This is a genomic window from Paenibacillus sp. FSL R7-0216, from assembly GCF_037969915.1.
Taxonomy (GTDB): domain Bacteria; phylum Bacillota; class Bacilli; order Paenibacillales; family Paenibacillaceae; genus Fontibacillus; species Fontibacillus rhizolycopersici.
On sequence record NZ_CP150222.1, the window covers coordinates 1,086,102 to 1,104,517 of the forward strand.

The 18,416-nt window shown below is 54.6% G+C and carries 13 protein-coding genes; 8 read left to right on the forward strand and 5 right to left on the reverse strand.

Features of this window, described 5'->3' with window-relative positions:
- Window positions 1–24: 24 nt before the first annotated feature.
- On the reverse strand, window positions 25–1,932 hold the full coding sequence (locus MKZ15_RS04630) for an FAD-dependent oxidoreductase (protein WP_339820191.1): 1,908 nt from the start codon (window positions 1,930–1,932) through the stop codon (window positions 25–27).
- 201 nt (window positions 1,933–2,133) lie between these two features.
- Here MKZ15_RS04630 and MKZ15_RS04635 point away from each other — a divergent pair, with 201 nt between their 5' ends.
- On the forward strand, window positions 2,134–2,547 hold the full coding sequence (locus MKZ15_RS04635) for an NUDIX domain-containing protein (RefSeq protein WP_155608354.1): 414 nt from the start codon (window positions 2,134–2,136) through the stop codon (window positions 2,545–2,547).
- A gap of 191 nt (window positions 2,548–2,738) precedes the next feature.
- Here the strand turns inward: MKZ15_RS04635 and MKZ15_RS04640 are convergent, their stop codons facing one another.
- From MKZ15_RS04640 to MKZ15_RS04650, 3 genes are all read right to left on the reverse strand, one after another.
- Window positions 2,739–3,944, reverse strand: a complete 1,206-nt coding sequence (locus MKZ15_RS04640) for an MFS transporter (protein WP_339820193.1) — start codon at window positions 3,942–3,944, stop codon at window positions 2,739–2,741.
- A 91-nt stretch (window positions 3,945–4,035) separates the two neighbouring features.
- A complete protein-coding gene (locus tag MKZ15_RS04645) occupies window positions 4,036–4,953 on the reverse strand; it encodes an aldo/keto reductase family oxidoreductase (protein WP_193415676.1) in 918 nt (305 codons plus the stop codon).
- Window positions 4,954–5,196: 243 nt separating this feature from the next.
- Window positions 5,197–5,541 carry an iron-sulfur cluster biosynthesis family protein gene (locus MKZ15_RS04650; RefSeq protein WP_167521286.1) on the reverse strand — a complete coding sequence of 115 codons (345 nt, stop codon included), beginning with the start codon at window positions 5,539–5,541 and terminating at the stop codon, window positions 5,197–5,199.
- Window positions 5,542–5,727: 186 nt separating this feature from the next.
- On the opposite strand from MKZ15_RS04650, the gene MKZ15_RS04655 reads away from it, so the two are divergent.
- The 5 genes from MKZ15_RS04655 (at window position 5,728) to MKZ15_RS04675 (ending at window position 14,032) form a co-directional block, all read left to right on the forward strand.
- A complete protein-coding gene (locus MKZ15_RS04655) occupies window positions 5,728–6,039 on the forward strand; it encodes a DUF1806 family protein (protein WP_155608326.1) in 312 nt (103 codons plus the stop codon).
- On the forward strand, window positions 6,036–6,737 hold the full coding sequence (locus tag MKZ15_RS04660; protein ID WP_339820196.1) for a PIG-L family deacetylase: 702 nt from the start codon (window positions 6,036–6,038) through the stop codon (window positions 6,735–6,737). The genes MKZ15_RS04655 and MKZ15_RS04660 overlap by 4 nt, the downstream gene beginning before the upstream one ends.
- A 129-nt stretch (window positions 6,738–6,866) precedes the next feature.
- On the forward strand, window positions 6,867–7,925 hold the full coding sequence (locus MKZ15_RS04665) for an NAD(P)/FAD-dependent oxidoreductase (RefSeq protein WP_193415674.1): 1,059 nt from the start codon (window positions 6,867–6,869) through the stop codon (window positions 7,923–7,925).
- 173 nt (window positions 7,926–8,098) lie between these two features.
- The gene (locus tag MKZ15_RS04670; protein ID WP_339820198.1) at window positions 8,099–13,591 is read left to right on the forward strand and encodes a S8 family serine peptidase; all 5,493 of its coding nucleotides are present in this window, start codon (window positions 8,099–8,101) and stop codon (window positions 13,589–13,591) included.
- Window positions 13,592–13,684: 93 nt separating this feature from the next.
- The gene (locus MKZ15_RS04675) at window positions 13,685–14,032 is read left to right on the forward strand and encodes a hypothetical protein (RefSeq protein ID WP_155608322.1); all 348 of its coding nucleotides are present in this window, start codon (window positions 13,685–13,687) and stop codon (window positions 14,030–14,032) included.
- Window positions 14,033–14,048: 16 nt separating this feature from the next.
- Here MKZ15_RS04675 and MKZ15_RS04680 read toward each other — a convergent pair whose 3' ends face one another.
- Window positions 14,049–14,933 (reverse strand): helix-turn-helix domain-containing protein, encoded by an 885-nt coding sequence (locus tag MKZ15_RS04680; protein ID WP_213623883.1) that lies wholly within the window; start codon window positions 14,931–14,933, stop codon window positions 14,049–14,051.
- 135 nt (window positions 14,934–15,068) lie between these two features.
- Here MKZ15_RS04680 and MKZ15_RS04685 point away from each other — a divergent pair, with 135 nt between their 5' ends.
- Together MKZ15_RS04685 and MKZ15_RS04690 are read left to right on the forward strand one after the other, a co-directional pair.
- Entirely contained in the window at window positions 15,069–17,564 is a 2,496-nt protein-coding gene (locus MKZ15_RS04685) for a glycoside hydrolase family 2 protein (RefSeq protein ID WP_339820202.1), read from the forward strand.
- 155 nt (window positions 17,565–17,719) lie between these two features.
- Window positions 17,720–18,391 (forward strand): TetR/AcrR family transcriptional regulator, encoded by a 672-nt coding sequence (locus MKZ15_RS04690; protein ID WP_339820204.1) that lies wholly within the window; start codon window positions 17,720–17,722, stop codon window positions 18,389–18,391.
- Window positions 18,392–18,416 lie beyond the last annotated feature (25 nt).

Consider the following 18,416-nt stretch of genomic DNA (forward strand, 5'->3'; position numbering starts at 1 on the left):
CGGGTTGTTTTGCTTGTATCCTTGCTATTTGTGGGAGGCCGCATGTTCACCGGCAATTCGGCCGGAGTTGACGGCAAAGGCCATCGTTAAGCCTTCCACATCCGGGTAGCTGTTGTCATACAAACCACCAGCATCGTTGCCAACCGCATAAAGGCCAGGAATGACTTTACCTTCTGCGGTCAAAGCCTGCAGGTCTTCATTAACGCGTACGCCGCCGATTGACCCATAGGTCGAACCGCTGACGCGGATGGCGTAGAACGGACCTTTTTCAATCTTATATTGAAGGTAAGCCGGGTCCTTGTAATACAATGTATCCTTTTTAGCTGCTACGGCTTGGTTGTAGGTTTGTGCCGACGATTTCAGTTTCGCTGCGTTCATGCCGGTTTTGGCAGCCAAATCGTCTAGCGTTTTGCCGATGGCGACAACGCCGTCTTTGGCGAATGTTTCAAGATCAGATTGCAAATCTTTAATTGGTGCAGTCTTCAGCTTGGTAACGTCGTTGCGCCCTTGGGCAAATAAGCCGTCCCCATTGACTTGATAAGCGCCGCACAAACTGCTACCCTCTTTGGTCAGCTTGTCCACGGTAGCTTGGTCAATCACGGCAAAATATTCGCCGCCCACGGAGTAAGCGGCATTCCCCCACAGCACGTTGTCATACACGACCCCTTCGTCCACGAACCGGGTGCCTTCTTTGTTCACCCAGAACAGCGGAAGGTCTTTAACGGTAAAGGTCGGACGGCCGTTGTAGTTTTCGAAGATCCCTTTGGTCCCCGACAGGTCGCCCAGGTGGATTTGGATCACGCCGCTGCCGATTTCGTCAGCACCGATCGCCCAGGCCATTTTCACGCCTTCGCCTTTGTTCCCCCACCCGTAATAGTTATAATAATTCACCTTCGTTTTCTCTTTGAACATCTCTTCATTGGCCCCGAATCCGCCGCTGGCCAGGATGACGTTCTTCGCCGTCACCTTCAGGGTGCTGCCGTCCTCCATGGTGGCGGTGACGCCGGTGACGCGGCCTTTCGCATCGGTGATCAACGACTGTCCGGTCGTGTTGAAGCGGACGTCGACACCGAGTTCTTTTTGCATCCGTTCATGCAGCTTGGCAAAGTCTGCTTTCGCGTTCGTCCACAGGTGATACGTCTTTGGCGAATCGACGTGCAGCTTCTGGTTGACCCCAAGGCTCAGCCGCAATCCGATGCCGTTGGCCTGCAGCCAATCAATCGTACTGCCCGATTTGTTGAGAACGGCCTTGAGCAGCGGGGCATTGCTGCGGTAATGGTTGTATTTCTCCAGATAGTTAAATAGGTATTCGGTCGTTACGGTTTCTCCGGCTTTCTTTTGCAGGGAGGTTTCCGTACCGGCGATGCCCATCGCGTAGTTTAAGAGACCGCCCATCGCGGAGGTTTTCTCCAGCACGATCACCTTCGCGCCGTTTTGAACTGCGGCCAGTGCAGCGGCCGTTCCCGATGTGCCGCCGCCAACGACGACGACGTCCGCCGTAGCGGTATGTACCTTGCCGCCCGTCGTAACCGTTTGCAAATCAGAAGGCTTCAGGCCGGTTTGCGCCAGCGCCGCTTTAGCGGCGGCCATTACGGCGGCCGAGGTGTGGGATGCACCGGCGATAGCGTCCAGTTCAACGTTTTGCTTAGCTACTATTTGCTCCTGCAGCTTCTTCGCGGCCGCGCCTCCGACTTCCGGCGTTTCCTTGTCCGCTTGAATCGTTACATTGGTGATTTTCTTGCCGTCGACGGTTAAGGTCACTTTGACATCTCCGCCAAAGCCTTTTTCCGTTGCGGTGCCCGTCTTGCTGCTTGCACCTTGTGCCGCTGCGGCATTGACATCGCTGACAGCTTTGCTACCGATTTGTGCGCCGCCGAGGACCAGCGCTAGGCCTAATAAGCCCGCTGTTACCGACTTAATCCAAGATTTCATAGCCCAAACTCCCCTTCAATCTTGATTTGTCCGCGTTCGATGACCGAAGTCAGTGACCGTGGTCAGTATCAGAATAGCGCGATTCCTCGCACATTAAAGTGAAATAATTCACAAAATAAGCAAAAGGTTTTTACTTTATAATAGAACCCGGTAATCTACTTGGGTGTGTACTGTTGAGAGGTGGAGAAACGCATGAAAACAATGGAAACTGCCGTCCCACGGTTGGGGGTAGGTGCAGTGATTCGGAACGACCAGGGGGAGATCCTGATGGTGCTGCGCAATCGGGAACCGGAAAAGGACACTTGGAGCATCCCCGGTGGAAAAATCGATTTGTACGAAACGATGGAGCATGGTGTCGTGCGGGAAATCAAGGAAGAGGTAAACCTCGATATCGAGGTAACGGGGCTATTGTGTACGGCGGAGACGATTCGGCCGGAAAAGATGGAGCACTGGGTTTCGGTGATATTCGAAGCGGTGGTTGTCGGTGGCGAGCTTCGGAATATGGAGGAAGGGGGAGCTATCGGCGCGATGGAGTGGTTCCCTTTGAATCGTTTGCCGGACAAGCTGGCCAGTTTCACCGCGGCAGCAATTGAGGCGCTACAGAGAAGGGAGTAGGCTGGGACTAGTAACGGAACTCAGCGACCTTATTTAGCCCCATTTCGCATGATGGGAGTCCTAACGGAAGTGGAAGACCTTATTTCCTCCAAATCACCTGCATGGACGTGATTTAGAGCGAAATAGGGTCTTTGCGTTCCCTTAGGACGAAATATCACCGGAAAATGGGGCAATAAGGTTCCTAGATTCCATTAGGCCGGTGCTTCCGATCTACTGCCCAGCTCGCGCCGCCGCCCGCGTACCTGCGCATAAACGGCGATGAGCTGCGTTAGCAGGCCGGCGATGCACACGCCGGTCCAGCCGAAATGGGCATAGCTGAACGAGCCGACCCAGGAGCCGAGGGCACCGCCGACGAAATACGAAACCATGTAAATCGTATTGATGCGGTTGCGGGCTTCGTCGCTGATGGCGTGGATGCGGGCCTGGTTGGAGATTTGCGTCGATTGGACGCCGAGATCAAGCAGGATCACGCCGACAACCAGCCCCGCCAGGATGTAGCCGAAGCCCAGCAGGCAGACGTAGGCGAGGATGACCGCGCCCATGCCGATGCCAATGGTGAAGCGCGGGCTGCGCCGGTCGGCCATCCGCCCGGCAACCGGAGCGGCCAGAGCCCCGACGACGCCGATGAGCCCGAACAGACCGGCCGCGTCAGGGCCTAGCCCAAAGCGGGGTTCGGCCAGCAGGAACGACAGCGTCGTCCAGAACACGCTAAACGCGGCGAACATCATGCCGCCGTTCAGCGACGCCTCTCGGAGTAGCGGTAGATCTTTGATAAGCGACGCCATCGAGCGGAACAAATCCCCGTAACCCGCCGATGCCGTGGACGGGGATTTGGGTAGACGAAACGTCAGGAAGCCAGCCAGAAGGATCATGAGTCCGGAGGCGATGAAATAGACGGACGGCCAGCCAAGGTATTTGCCTACGAGTCCGCTGAAGGTCCGGGAGACGAGAATCCCGATTAAGAGTCCGCTCATGACGGTGCCGATGATTCGGCCGCGTTCCTTCGGGTCGGCCAGCTGCGCAGCGAGCGGTACGATCAGTTGAGGCACAATGGAAGTGAAGCCAACGGCGAAGGAAGCGATGCTTAGCACGGCGCTGTTCCAGGCAAACGCCAGAAATAACAAGGCGCCGGCGGAGCAGAGGAGCATGAACAGGATCAGCGATTTCTTCTCGCGGATATCGGCCAGCGGCAGGATCATCAGCATCCCCAGCGCATATCCGACCTGGGTCAAGGTGGCGGCATAACCCACCTGGGCTTGCGTGACATGAAACGCGGCGGCGATTTCCGCCAGCAGCGGCTGGATATAATAAAGATTCGCCACGGCGATGCCGGCGGTGACGGCCAGGGTCAACACCAGAAACCGACTCAACCGGATCGGTGTGCTTCCGGATGGCATAGGAACGCCTCCTTTCGGGAATTTTGGCAAAAAAACAACCTAAGTCCGTAAGAAACAGGGCTTAGGTTGTTTCGCGTAGGGACGACTTGGCTTATGGCAAAATGTTGCCCGCAGCGCGGTAAATTTCGTACCACTCTTCGCGGGTCAAGCGGATCTCGCCGGCTTGGATGCAGTCCTTCAAACGATCGATGTTCATCGTCCCGATCACCGGCTGCATTTGGGCCGGGTGGCGCAGCAGCCACGCGATGGCAATGGTTGTGTTCGTAACGCCGTATTTCGCGGCGATTTCGTCAATCTTCTGATTCAGCTCAGGGAACTTCTCGTTGCCGAGGAAGACTCCCTCGAAGAATCCGTATTGGAACGGCGACCAAGGTTGGATCGTGATGTCGTTCAAACGGCAGAAGTCCAGCACGCTGCCGTCGCGGTTGACGGCGGCTTCATTTTCCATGTTTACGTTAATGCCGGCCGAAATCATCGTGGTGTTCGTGATGCTCAGCTGAAGCTGATTCGCGACGATCGGCTGTTTAACGTATTTTTGCAGCAGTTGGATTTGCATCGGGTTCTGGTTGGATACGCCAAAATGACGTACTTTGCCCGCGGTATGCAATTGGTCGAACGCTTCGGCAACTTCCTCGGGCTCTACGAGGGCATCCGGACGATGCAGCAGCAGCACGTCAAGATATTCGGTGTTCAGGCGTTTTAAAATGCCGTCCACCGAGGACAAAATGTGCTCTTTCGAGAAGTCGAAGGAGCCTTGGCGGATGCCGCATTTCGATTGCAGGATGATTTTCTCCCGAATCTCCGGGTTCATGTGGATCGCATCGGCGAAAATCTCCTCGCAGGAGCCGCCTCCATATATATCCGCATGGTCGAAGAAATTAGCGCCTTCTTCCAACGCGGTTTGTACGAAACGTTCCGCACCGGCTTTGTCCAGCGAGTTGATGCGCATGCAGCCGACGGCGATGACGGGGACTTCCAGCGTGCTTGTTCCCAGCTTGATGGTCTTCATTAGTCGGATCCTCCTCAGTTGAATAGGTATAGATGAACGGGTCACCCGGGCAGCTATGTAATCGGATAGAAGCAACAATCCATACGGACTGGACGTTATGGGTGCCTGGATGCCCCCATCATTGTGACATAGAAGGACGATGGTTTCAAGAGCGGAAGAAAGAGCCCGGGGAGAATAGCCAAAAGGCCGCCGGGTCATGAATCCCGGCAGCCGAAAGCGGAAAGGAATAGGAACATCTTAGAGTTAGCGAACGGTTTCGCTAGGAGCGGCGACGCGTTTGTCTTTCAGCACGACATTGTTGCTGTATAACATCGAATCGCTGCTTAAACGATAAGTTGGGAAGGGGTCATGGGCAAGCAACCGCATCACGTCATCGAACAAAATTTCCTGCTGGCGATCCACCAAGAAGGTGAAGCCGCCCGATTCAAACGCGATGTCGGTGGGGAGCGGCTCGCTGATCAGATGCAGCGAATAAACGCCGGCTGCGCTGCACCCTTCCGATTCACCGATCAGCTTGAAGTATCCAGGCCGGTCGCCCAGAGTTTGTTGCAGCTTCACTTTCGTATCATTCGTCATGTCTACTCTCATTCCGACACACATCCTTTAGTTTGTATTTTAAATTTCATAAAATTATATTGTTTACAATTTAATAATAATCAATTTAAAGGGGGTTGTCAACCGGGGAAAAGTCACTTGTGCAACCAGACCCTGAGCGTATAATAGTTACTGTGATTTCGATAGCCAAAATTACAACGAAAAGGACTGCGTGCCCACATGAATCTCATTGAGAAGAAACATGCGGAAGATCTGCTGAATGCTTTTGTCGGATCGGACGTGTATCTGCATAGTGAAGCTACATCGTATCTGTTTGTCCGTAATTTCAAGGTGAACCTGACCGATGCCTTTATTGCCGGGGAAGGACCTTACCGGGCGGCATTGCGATTTGACGGCCAGGGTTGGCTGCGCATCGAAGGGCTGACCCATTTAGAGCTTGACGATCAAGGACGTCTCCTGCTAGAGGGCTTTGACGACAAGGGACGTATGGACGTTGCACTGCATTTGGGAAGGGAGCCGTTTCCGGAATGAATACACAACATACTATGGGACGCAAGCTGCTGGCGGTGTTTGCCCATCCTGACGACGAGTCGTTTATTTGCGGAGGTACGTTAGCCAAATACGCCGCCGAAGGTGTGGAGGTCACGGTGGTGAGTGCAACCCGCGGCGAAATGGGGCGGCGGATGGGGAATCCGCCCTATTTAAACCGGGAGACGTTGGCGGCAGCTCGCGAAATCGAGCTGCGTCAGGCGTGTGACCATTTGGGCGTATACGAATTGAAGTTTCTCGATATCCGCGATAAAACGGTCGAGTTCATCAACGAGGAACTGCTCATCGGACGGATCGAGGAACTGATGAGGGAGCTCCAGCCCGAAGTGGTACTCACGTTCCACGAGACATTGGGTGGACACCCGGACCACTGCGCGATCGGTAAAGCGACGACGGCAGCGTTTCGCCGGTATAAGCAAGGTGCGCTGTATTTTGTTTCCTTCGGTGACATGATGCTGCAGCCGGACAAGTACGGCTATACCGCAGGCGACATCGCCCGCGTGGATGTACAAGAGCATTTGAAGGCTAAGCTGGCTGCCTTCCGCGCTCACCGCTGCCAATCGGAGCTGATGGAATGGGTATGGCAACGGGATGACAAAGCGCTGCGGAACTTTGGCCGCTATGAATATTTTATCCGCGGCAGCCAGTCGCAGCCGGAGAAGGATTCGCTTTTTAGTTAAGATCGAATCGACGGTTCCAGGTGCATTTTTCCAATAATAATGATTTTCATTCTCAATTAGATATGATACGATGGTTCCATCCTAGTGAAATTTCACTTCCTTATGTGAGCAAAAGGAGAGGTTGCGACGATGGAACAAACCGTGTTTGATGTCACGATTATCGGAGGAGGACCTGCAGGTTTATATTCCGCCTTCTACAGCGGCTTGCGCGAGATGAGAACGAAGCTGATCGAATATCAGCCTTTTCTCGGCGGCAAGGTGAATGTATATCCGGAGAAAATGATCTGGGACATCGGCGGCCTGACGCCGGTTACCGGGGAACAGCTGATTCAACAGTTGATCCAGCAGGGATTGACGTTCCAGCCGGAAGTCGTGCTTGGGGAGAAGGTGACGTCGATTTCTCAAAACGCAGATCGTACGTTCTCACTGCACACCGCATCGGGCACCGTACATTATTCCAAGACGATCATCCTTGCCATTGGAGGCGGGATCCTGAAACCCACGAAGCTCGAAATCGAAGGGGCCGAACGGTTTGAAGTGACGAACCTCCATTATACGGTGAAATCGCTGGGCCGGTTCAAAGGGAAAACCGTGCTGATTTCAGGCGGAGGGAACACGGCAATCGATTGGGCGAACGAGCTGGCTCCGATTGCGAAGAAAGTGTATTTGACTTATCGTAAGGAAGCGCTGAAAGGCCACGAGGCAGAGATATCGAAGCTGTTGAGGAATAATGTGGCTTGCCTGCTGAACACGTCGATTGTGAAATTGACCGGGGCTAAGGGCGGGGAGACGATCCACAGCGTCTGGATTCAAAATCATGAGGATGGCTCCATCGTCGAACTGGAAATCGATGAGGTCGTCGTGAGTCATGGATATGAACGGGATAAAGCGTTGCTGGACAATAGCGAAATTCAGATGAACATGGCTAACGAATACGGGGTCGCCGGAACTCCTCTGAGCGAAACTTCGGTGGAGGGGATTTTTGCAGCCGGGGATATCTTGGCTTATGAGGGCAAGCTGCATTTGATCGCCGGGGCTTTCCAGGATGCAGCCAATGCCGTAAACCGGGCCAAACAGTATATCACCCCCGAGGCAGAGGCTTACGGGATGGTCTCTTCGCATAATGATCTCTTCGTGGAGAAAAATCGGGAACTGAAGAAGCAGCTGTTTGCCGCACTGGCAGATTGACCGAATCTACTTGATATGGATGCGCTTACCTTAAATGGGTGGGCGTATTTTTTTATCCTTATTATGCTTTCTTACCATGAGAATGGGAATATATTGAAACCTCACCAATAGATATAAAGGTATCAGCTTGTATAGGCTCCTTGAAAACTATGAATGGTGAGGGAGATGAGAGTTTGAGCAAGAGAGTCGTCGCAGGAATCTTAAGCTTCATCCTGGCGTTTACGCTGCTGCTGCCGATGGCGGGAGCGGAAGGCGGCGCTTTGGCGGGAGCCGACGGAAGGAGGGAAGGCATTCCCCGGCTGAATCAAGATGTCGTGACCCAGGAAGTGCTGCGGGATCAGGCCGCGAAGGTTCAGCTCAGCGGTAGAGAGAAACGGCAAGTTTCCGGGCAGTCCTCCGCTGTGGACAACGGATTAACTCTGGAGCGCCGGGATGCCGAGGTGTCTGCGGTTCAGCCCCAAAACTTCGTGCCGCTTACGGATGGCAGCGAACCAACGACGGTGATCGTCGAGCTGCAGGAAGCACCTTTGAAGGTGTTTGAAGTTTCGCAGAGCAAAGCGCGTTCGAGCCAGTCGCTGAGCTCCCACAGAAAAGCGATCGATTTGCAACAGCAAACGTTCAAGACGCAAGCGGTTAGTAAGCTGAAGGCGAACATTCACCGCGAATACGAACATATTTTCAATGGCTATTCGTTGACGATTCCCGCTAACGAGGTGGAAAGCCTGCTGAAGCTTCCGGGCGTCAAGGCGATATACCCGAATGAGACGGTTTATGCAACCGAGGCAGAAGAGGTTCCGGCCGCACCGTTGGACAGCGTGTCATTCATCGGCAGCGGGTCGTTCTGGGAGGAAGGGACCGAAGGCCAAGGCATTAAGGTCGGCGTGATCGATACCGGCGCAGCCAAGGACCATCCGGATTTGGCGGAAGCCATTCCTGACGGATATTGGGGATATGACTTCGTCAACGAGGATAATGATCCCTATGAAACGACTTACGATGATTTCTTGAGTTCGGGACAACCCGAATTCAACTCAGACGGTAGACCTTACTATACCTCGCACGGCAGCCATGTGTCGGGCATCGTAGCCGGACGCGGCATCGGTAAGGACGATCTGGCTGGCGTTAAAGGGGTTGCGCCGGAAGCGGAGGTTTACGCTTATAAGGTGTTGGGGCCTTACGGCAGCGGTTCGACGGAGGACGTGATCGCCGGAATCGAGCGGGCCGTGGAGGACGGCATGGACGTCATTAACTTGTCGCTGGGTTCGGAGACCAATAACCAGCGCTCCGCCGATTCGATTGCGGTCAACAATGCGATGAAAGCGGGCGTTGTGGCCGTCGTCTCCAGTGGCAACTCCGGACCTGGGTCTGCTACCGTTAGTGATCCGGGCACTTCGGAGTTAGCAATTACCGTCGGCGCCTCCAAGCCGCCGCTCGTCACGCCGATCATGCAGATTGCGGCGATGGGCGAGGAAGGCTTCTTTATGGAGACGTTCGATAAGTCCGCGGGAATCGAGAATTTGACGGATTCTTACCCGCTGGTCGATGTCGGGTTAGGCAAGCCGGGAGATTATACGGGTAAGGATTTAACCGGTAAAATTGCCTTCATCAAACGCGGCGAAATCTCCTTTGCGGATAAAGCCCTGAACGCCCAAGCTTCAGGCGCCGTGGCTGCAATTGTGTTTAACAATGCGCCAGAAGCATTGGAAAGCGGGACGTTGGGGAACGTGGAGATTAACATCCCGGTGTACGCCCTTTCCGGGGCTTATGGAGAACGAATTCGGACCGCTCTGCAAGCGCAGGAGTTGTCCGCCGAGTTCAGTTCGACGATAGAAGAAGATATTATGGCAGGATTCAGCTCGCGTGGACCGGCCAAACCGGGATATGACATCAAACCAGATATTTCCGCGCCGGGGATGAGCATCCGCTCCAGCGTACCGGAATATGAGGATTGGTATGCCGCCCAAAACGGCACCAGCATGGCCGCACCGCATGTTACGGGCGCGGCGGCACTTGTAGAGCAGAAATATCCAAACTTGACGCCTTATGAAATCAAGTCGTTATTCATGAATAATACTGTGAAGTTAAACGATCGAAACGGTGACCGCTATACGCATATGGATCAGGGAGCCGGACGGATCGCGCTGGATCAGGTGCTCGAGGCCAAAGCGGTAGCGATGGTGGAGGATTCGACGCCTTACGTTGATGGAGAGGCCCCGGAAACTTTTTATACGGGCAGCTTGTCGTTTGGGTACGTCGGTAACGGCTTCTCTGCCGAACAACATGTGATCGTCAAAGATATTGCCGGCGAGTCCTCGAATTACGCAATTAGCTCGCAGTGGTATGGGAATTCACCGATAGACCTGACACTGTCTGCTTCTAAAGCAGCGGTAAGCGCGGGCGGGGAAACCGGCTTCGACGTCGAGGTTGCGGTGCCGGAAGAAGCGGCAAACCAGCGATACGAAGGCGAAGTCATCTTGACGGAAACGACGACCGGACATGAGATCAAACTGCCGGTAGCGGTTTATGTCGGCGATACACCGCAGCAGGATGTTGTGACGGACGTAGAACTGTCGAACAACCCAATTTCGCCGAACGACGATGAGCTGTTTGATACCACGGATATCTCGTTTACGGTGAACGAATATGCCGAGTATTTCTCGTTGGAAGTGCATGATATGAACGGGAATTGGCTGGGCGTGGTAGCTGAAGAAGATACGGGCATTGATCCGGGAAGCTATACGTTGCGCGGATGGGACGGAATTATCTACGGAGAATTCGATGAGGAAATCGCGCTTCCCGATAGCGAATACTTATTGGTCCCTTATACCGGACTGTCCAAATTTGAGTCGGTTCCTTCGGAAGACTCAAGATACGTCTTCTACGTCGACACCTCAGCACCGGTATCCAAGCTTAACGAGCCGGCATTGAAAGTGAAGAGCTCTGGTCAGACCGGGGTCATTTACGGCGAGGTTACGGAGGATATGCTGATCAATTATCTGGTCACCGCCGGCGGACTGGATATGGACGTTGTGATTGGCGTTGAGGCAATGTTTGAAAATGCCGACGGCGATATCGAAACGAGCATAGGAACTATCGATAATCAAGGGAACTTCAAAATCGATGTTCCGGTTTTACCAGGAGACAATTATTACGAGGTTTACGTCTATGACTTGGCCGGGAATGGGTATTGGGATCCGGCTCATGTCGTTAGATATAACCACGCTGTGGAACCGGCATTGCTCATAAATCCTGAGAATCTGACGCTTCAAGCGGGCGAGAGCCAGGCGCTGGCCGTAACGTATAAAGCGGCGGACGGAACGGAAAGCGATGTAACGGCAGCAGCGGTTTATCATGTAACTGAGCCGGCGATTGCGGAAGTGAATGCTGGAATCGTGACGGGCCTTACGGCAGGCACGACGACAATTGAGGTCGAGCATGAAGGCCTGACGAAAGCCGTTACTGTCACGGTGACCGCCGAAGGCGGCGAAGAGCAGCCAGAGCTTCGAGTGAGCCCGGAAACGCTGACACTTCAAGCCGGCGAGAGCCAAGCGCTCGCCGTCACCTATAAGACGGTAGACGGAACAGAAAGCGATGTTACGCAAACAGCGGGATATCGCGTAGCGGATCCGACTGTAGCGGAAGTGAATGCTGGGAACGTGACGGGCCTTGCCGCAGGCACGACGACGATTGAGGTCGAGCACGAAGGCCTGACGAAAACCGTTGCCGTCACGGTCACCCCTGAAGGTGGCGAAGAGCAGGCGGATCTTCGGGTGAACCCGGAAAGTCTGACGCTACAAGCGGGTGAGAGCCAAGCGCTCGCGGTCACCTATAAAGCGATAGACGGAACGGAAAGCGATGTAACGGAAACAGCGGAATATCGCGTAGCGGATCCTTTGATCGCAACAGTTACCAACGGCAACGTGACCGGGGTAGCGGAAGGTACGACAACGATTGAGGTTGTGTACGGAGGTTTCTCAAGAACCGTAACCGTGACCGTCATCCCTGAAGGTGGGGAAGAGCAGGCGGAACTTCTAGTGAGCCCAGGAACGCTGACACTTCAAGTAGGCGAGAGCCAAGCGCTCGCCGTTACCTATAAAGCGGTAGACGGAACAGAAAGCGATGTAACGGCTGCCGCCGCTTATCGTGTAGCGGAACCGACGATCGCAGAAGTGAATGCGGGGAACGTGACGGGCCTGGTGGCCGGAACGACGACGATCGAGGTTGAACATGAAGGCCTCACCAAATTCGTCTCCGTGACCGTCACCAGCAATGAAGAACCAGGAGAACCGTCGTTGACCGTCATGCCAGCTTCCCTGTCCTTGAAAGCCGGAACCAGTGGTCAGTTAACGGTTACGTATAAGGATGTGGAAGGCACAGAATCCACCGTGACGGATGCGGTTTACGAATCGAAAAATCCGCAGATTGCTACCGTTTCAAGTACAGGTTTAGTCACGGCTGTGAAAGCCGGCTCAACCTCCATCGAGGTGACCTACCAAGGTTTGGCGGAACACGTGATCGTCACGGTCACTGCGGCAGACCCGCCTAATAACGGAGGCGGAGGAGGTAATGGCGGTGGCAGCGGTGGTGGAGGATCGAGCAGCGGCGGTTCCACTTCTACGCCAACAACGACGCCAGCTCCACCAGCTTCACCGGTTATCCCTAAGGATGCCGTGGCCATCAAGGCAGGCGAGCCTACGGTCGTGAAGCTGCCGAACGGGTTTACGCTGACGATTCCCGCAGGCGCAATTACTTCACCGGAGGCCGCTTACGTCCAAGTCACGCCGGCGACTGATGAGGAGACGAAGAAGCTGCTGGAAGGCTTGAAGCTAGCGGAGGGCATTCAATCGTTTGGCATCTACTATGACATTCATGTTTTAACGAAGGACGGGAAACCGTTGGAACCTGTCACGCTCAACAAGCCGGCCGAAGCGGCGATTCCGCTTACGGCATTGAACCCCGGGGCGATTAAAGGGGAAAAGATCAGCTTGTTCAAGCTGGGGGACAAAGGAGAATTGACCCCGTTCTTTGGGCGATTGAAAGACGGTAAGGTGGTCGCCAGCCTGTATGGCTTTAGCCGGTACATCTATCTGGCCAAAAACGTTAGCTTTATCGATGTGACTTCCGAGAAGTACGCATGGGCAGTGGATGCCATCGAAATCCTGGCCTCGAAAGACATTCTCGCCGGTTCGCTGGACGGCAGCTTCCATCCCGAAACGCAAGTGACCCGCGCTGAATTCGTATCCATGCTGGTACGGGCGTTGGAGCTGAAGGCTGATCCCAATGCGGCTAGCGCGGTTTCCTTCAGTGACGTTCCTGCCGGAAGCTGGTACGAGGAGGCCGTGAAAATTGCGACTTCCCGAGGTCTGATCAGCGGTTACGCCAGCGGTATCTTCGCGCCGGACCGCCCGATTACCCGCGGCGAAATGGCAGTGGTCTTGTCCAAGGCGCTGGAGGCATTGGGCCAATCTGTGGGGGCAGCCGGGGAGCTTGCCGGCTTTGCCGATCAAGCCCACATTCCGGCCTGGTCCGCCGAGGCGGTAGCCAAAGTCACGGGCCTTGGCATCATGAAAGGCAAAGCGGGGAACCGCTTCGAAGCCGAATTGCCGACGACCCGAGCTGAAGCAGCCGTCGTCGTTTACCGGATCTTCAAGGACTTTACGAAATAAGTTTCTTTCGAACCGCCGTTGGCGCGCATGATGCCGACGGCGGTTTTCATATACATCAGGTAGGTTTCGAACTCACTGAAGGAGCGTGGTTAAATGGATCAGAAAGTGCATCGCTATTATGAACTGAAGCAGCTGCAGAAAGAAACGGAGCAGGAGCTCGCCGCTTTGCGCGGGGATATTTTGGATCATTTTCGGGAGCAAGGTATCTCGGAACTGGACGTGGACGGCTATCGGGTCAGAACGATCCATCAGGAACGAAAGGAGTACGATGATCATAAACTCTACGAAGCGCTACCGGATCCCGAAGTATGGCGGTTGATTTCCAAAGCGGACGCGCAAAAGGTAGCCGGACTCTTGAAGCTGAACGTGATCCCCGAGGACAAGCTGGCAGGGACGTTCTCCGTCAAACAAGTCACATTGGTGCAGGTGGACAAAAAGTAGCGGCGCAAAGCCGGAATTATTCCGGCTGTCGCGTTGCCCCGGGACCGGCTGTCGGCCTAGGGGCGGCTTGGCGACTCCGGCGCAGGTCCAGCGGAGCTTGGCGGTACCATTTTTTGAACTGATGATAAAAATGGCTGACATTCTCGAACCCGCACTCCAGAGCGATTTCCACAACGCGCAGCTCTGTGGTTAGCAACAGATTGCGAGCGATATTCAGCTTGAGCTGATTGAGATATTCCGTTGGGGTCTGCTGCAAATACTGCCGGAAGGCGCGGTTCACGTGGCCAACGCTCCTTCCCGACAATTCATACAGGGCGGGTAACCCGCGGTGGAGGTTGTCTTTTAGCTGCATTTTGCCGAGGGCGTACTCCAGCCACAGTGGGAATTCCGCCTGCTTTACCGGGTCCGGGTTGAAGAAGTAGCGGGTCAGAAGGTCGATAAGCCCGCTTTTGAGAGCGATGCGAGCTTTCTGCTTATCGATGCTGGACAACAGCTTGATGCGTTCGAACAAGGCGACGAATTCGCCGACCTCCGTTTGCGACAGCATGGCGACCCGGGGGGTGGGCGACTGCAGCAGCTGTTCGGTCATCTCCGCTTCCCCTAAATAGGCCAGCGCTTCGCTGACCAAACGATGGCGGCAGGGGACATTGTAAAACCGGCAATCCTCCTCCCCGTTCCGCTCATATTTATGTACATCTTCCGGTCTTATAAATACGAGGCAGCCTGCTCGCAGCCATTGGGTCTCTCCATTAACGACATGGCGGCAACTCCCGTCCTCGATCACGAAAAATTCGAAAAAATCATGAGTATGCTCCGGCGATACTTGGGACAAGCTTTCCACCCAAAAGGGGTTGACCGGCACCTCCGGATCGATGTAGTTTTCCTCGGTATATTTCAACATGGATGACACCTCGCCATGATAAGTTGATGTTAAAATAGCACATGACTTGGGTGAACACAATACAAGAAACTAGCCATCCTCTTTAGTACAATCAAACCATAGTCAGGATAAAAAAGTACATGAGGAGGCAAAACGATGCTGCTTGTCGATTTGGGCGGAGCTTGGCGGATGAAACGGCTGGACCAGACCGAATGGAGCCCAGGGACGGTGCCGGGTTCGGTTTATTACGATTTATTGAATGCCGGGCAAATGCCGGATCCGTATTACCGTGATCAGGAGTACGAAGTGCTTGAGTTATCCAAATATGATTACGAATATGAACGGACGTTCCTTGTGGACGAGTCTGCGCTGGACCATGACCGGGTAGTGCTGCTTTGCGAAGGGCTGGACACGCTGGCCGAGGTGTACCTGAACGGGACAGCGATTCTAAACGCCGACAACATGCATCGCACGTACGAGGTAGACATGAAGTCGCTGCTGACCCTTGGGGAAAATCACATTTACGTGATCTTGCGATCGCCGGTCGAATATGTGCTGCGCAAACAGGCGGAACGTCCGCTGATCGGTTGCGCCGATGCTGTACCGGGCATATCGCATCTACGCAAGGCGCACTCGATGTTCGGCTGGGATTGGGGACCGCAGCTGCCCGACCTCGGGATTTGGAGGAAGATGACCGTCCGGGGTTACGATCGCGCCCGGATCGAGGACGTGTACGTCACGCAAACCCATGAACCCGGTAAGGTCAGTTTGGACGTGCGCGTACGGACGGACAGCTGGGCGGAAGGGAATCGGGGCATCAGGGTACGTGTGACCAGCCCATCGGGTAACGTGGTTGAAACCGGCGTCCTGGAACGAAACGAGCCGTTAACGGTGGGGCCGGACGGTACTCTCCAGGAGCAACACATCCCGGTGGAGATTCCAAATCCGGAATTGTGGTGGCCAAATGGGCTCGGCGAGCAACCACTATATGAGGTCGAGGTCGTAGTGAGTGAGCAGGGTCGAGAACTGGACCGGCGCGAGCTGCGCATTGGACTGCGCACCCTGACGGTGCTGCAGGAAGAAGACGAATGGGGCGAATCGTTCCAGTTTGTCGTGAACGGGATCCCGTTCTTTTCCATGGGGGCGGATTATATTCCGGAGGACAACATCTTCCCGCGCCGTAGCCGAGAGCGCACGGAGCAGCTGATTCGCAGCTGTGCCGAAGCCAACTTTAATACGATTCGCGTTTGGGGCGGAGGGCATTATCCGGAGGATTATTTTTACGACCTATGCGATGAATTTGGGATTGTCGTTTGGCAGGACCACATGTATGCGTGCGGCGTTTATGAGCTGACCGAAGAATTCAAGGAGAACATTACGCAGGAGACGATCGACAACATGAAGCGGCTGCGCCATCACGCCTCGCTGGGGCTGTGGTGCGGGAATAACGAACAGGAGCTGGCTTGGGACGAGTGGAATTGGGCGGAGCAAACCTCGCTGCAGCTGCAAGCGGACTACATCAAGATGTATGAGGTGTTACTGCCGGAGATCGCGAAGGAAATTGATCCGAACACGTTCTACTGGCGGGCTTCGCCGTCCTCGAAGGGGAGCTTCGATAAGCCAAATGACGAGAATTACGGAGACATGCATTATTGGGATGTGTGGCACGGCAAAAAGCCTTTCACCGCCTACCGCACGCTATACCCGCGTTACATGTCGGAGTTCGGCCTGCAGTCATTCCCGTCGCTTAAGACGGTGGAGACGTTTACGCTGCCTGAAGACCGGAACATCTTCTCGTATGTGATGGAATCCCACCAAAAAAACGGGACAGGGAACGAAAAAATCCTCTACTACATCGGGGAGACGTACCGTTATCCGAAGGATTTCTCGTCCCTGCTGTATGCCTCCCAGCTGATCCAAGCTGAAGGGATGCGCTGCGGGGTCGAGCATTGGCGGCGTTACCGGGGCCGCTGTATGGGAGCGCTGTACTGGCAGCTCAACGATATCTGGCCGGTGGCCTCCTGGTCGAGCATCGACTACTACGGGCGATGGAAGGCGTTGCAGTACGAGGCCAAGCGCTTCTTCGCCCCCGTGTTGGCATCCGCCTGCGAGGAAGGAACGCGGGTTGCGTTGCACGTATCCAACGAAAGCAAGCGGACCGCGAAAGGCCATCTGGTCTGGACGCTGCGGAATGCGCGTTCCGAAGTGCTCCGGCAAGGAGAGCGGATGGCGGAAATTCCATCGTTTACCAGCAAGGAGCTGGAACAGCTTGATTTTACCGGAGAGCTGGACACCAAAGCGAAGCTGCGGGAGACCTACCTCGAATATGCTTGGGTCGAAGACGGCGAGATCGTAAGCGGCAGCACGGTCCTGTTCGTGAAACCAAAGCACTTCGGGTTCGTTGACCCGGGCATCCAAGCCGTGATCACGGAGGCAGAAGATCGCTTTACGATAACGCTAACCTCAGAAGCGTATGCTCGGTTCGTAGAGCTGGATGTTACGGAGCTGGACGCGATTTTCAGCGATAACTATTTCGATTTGTCGGCCGGGGCACAGAAGACGGTTACCGTCCTCAAATCGGCAATGAGTCGCCCGGCGGAGCTAGCCGAGCTGCGAGAGCGACTCACCGTTCGCAGCGTGTTCGATATTTAACCTGCAGAAGACAGGTGGGGGTGTTCCTTATGGGAACACTCTTTTTGCGTTTTGGAGAAGTAAAACCAAAAGTTGACAATTCAACTCAATAGATTTATATTGAGTTTAAACTCAATGAGTTTCAACTCAATAATTTGTGAACGGAGAAATACTTCATGAACAGAGTATACGGGCCTTCAACAACGGACGGAATGGAGAGGGGGATTGCCTTGGAATTCAAGGGGAGCGGGGAGAAGGTTAAATCGCAGCGCCAGCAGCAAAAGGAACAGACCCGTCAGCGGTTAATCGATACGGCGTTGTCGCTGTATGCCCGGGAAGGATTGATAGCCACTCGTACCGCGGATGTAGCTCGGGAGGCGGGAGTGTCGCACGGCACGATATTTGCCCATTTCGCCACGCAGGAGGCGCTCTTGAATGCAGTGATCGAGGCGTTTAGCGCACAGACGACCGCCCGGTTGCATGAGCTGGCTTCCCAGGGAAGCAGCCTGCGCGAGGTGCTGCAGGCTCATTTGGCGGGGCTGCGGGAAGGAGAGGCTTTTTATGCCCGGCTGGTCAGGGAAAGCCGGATGCTGCCGGACGAATCGCGGCATATCTTGACTGCAATCCAGTCAGTTGTATCCCATCATCTCTGCGCCGCTGCCGAACGGGAGATACGGGCTGGTTTGATCCGGACCATGCCGCTTCATTTGCTGTTCAATACCTGGATCGGTTTGCTCCATTACTATTTGGCGAACGACGATCTATTTGCACCGGAGGGCTCTGTATTGGAACGTTACGGGGAGGAACTGCTGGAGCATTATCTAAGTTTGCTTGCGCCTCGGGGATAAGGGTACCTAGTCAAACTAAAAAGGA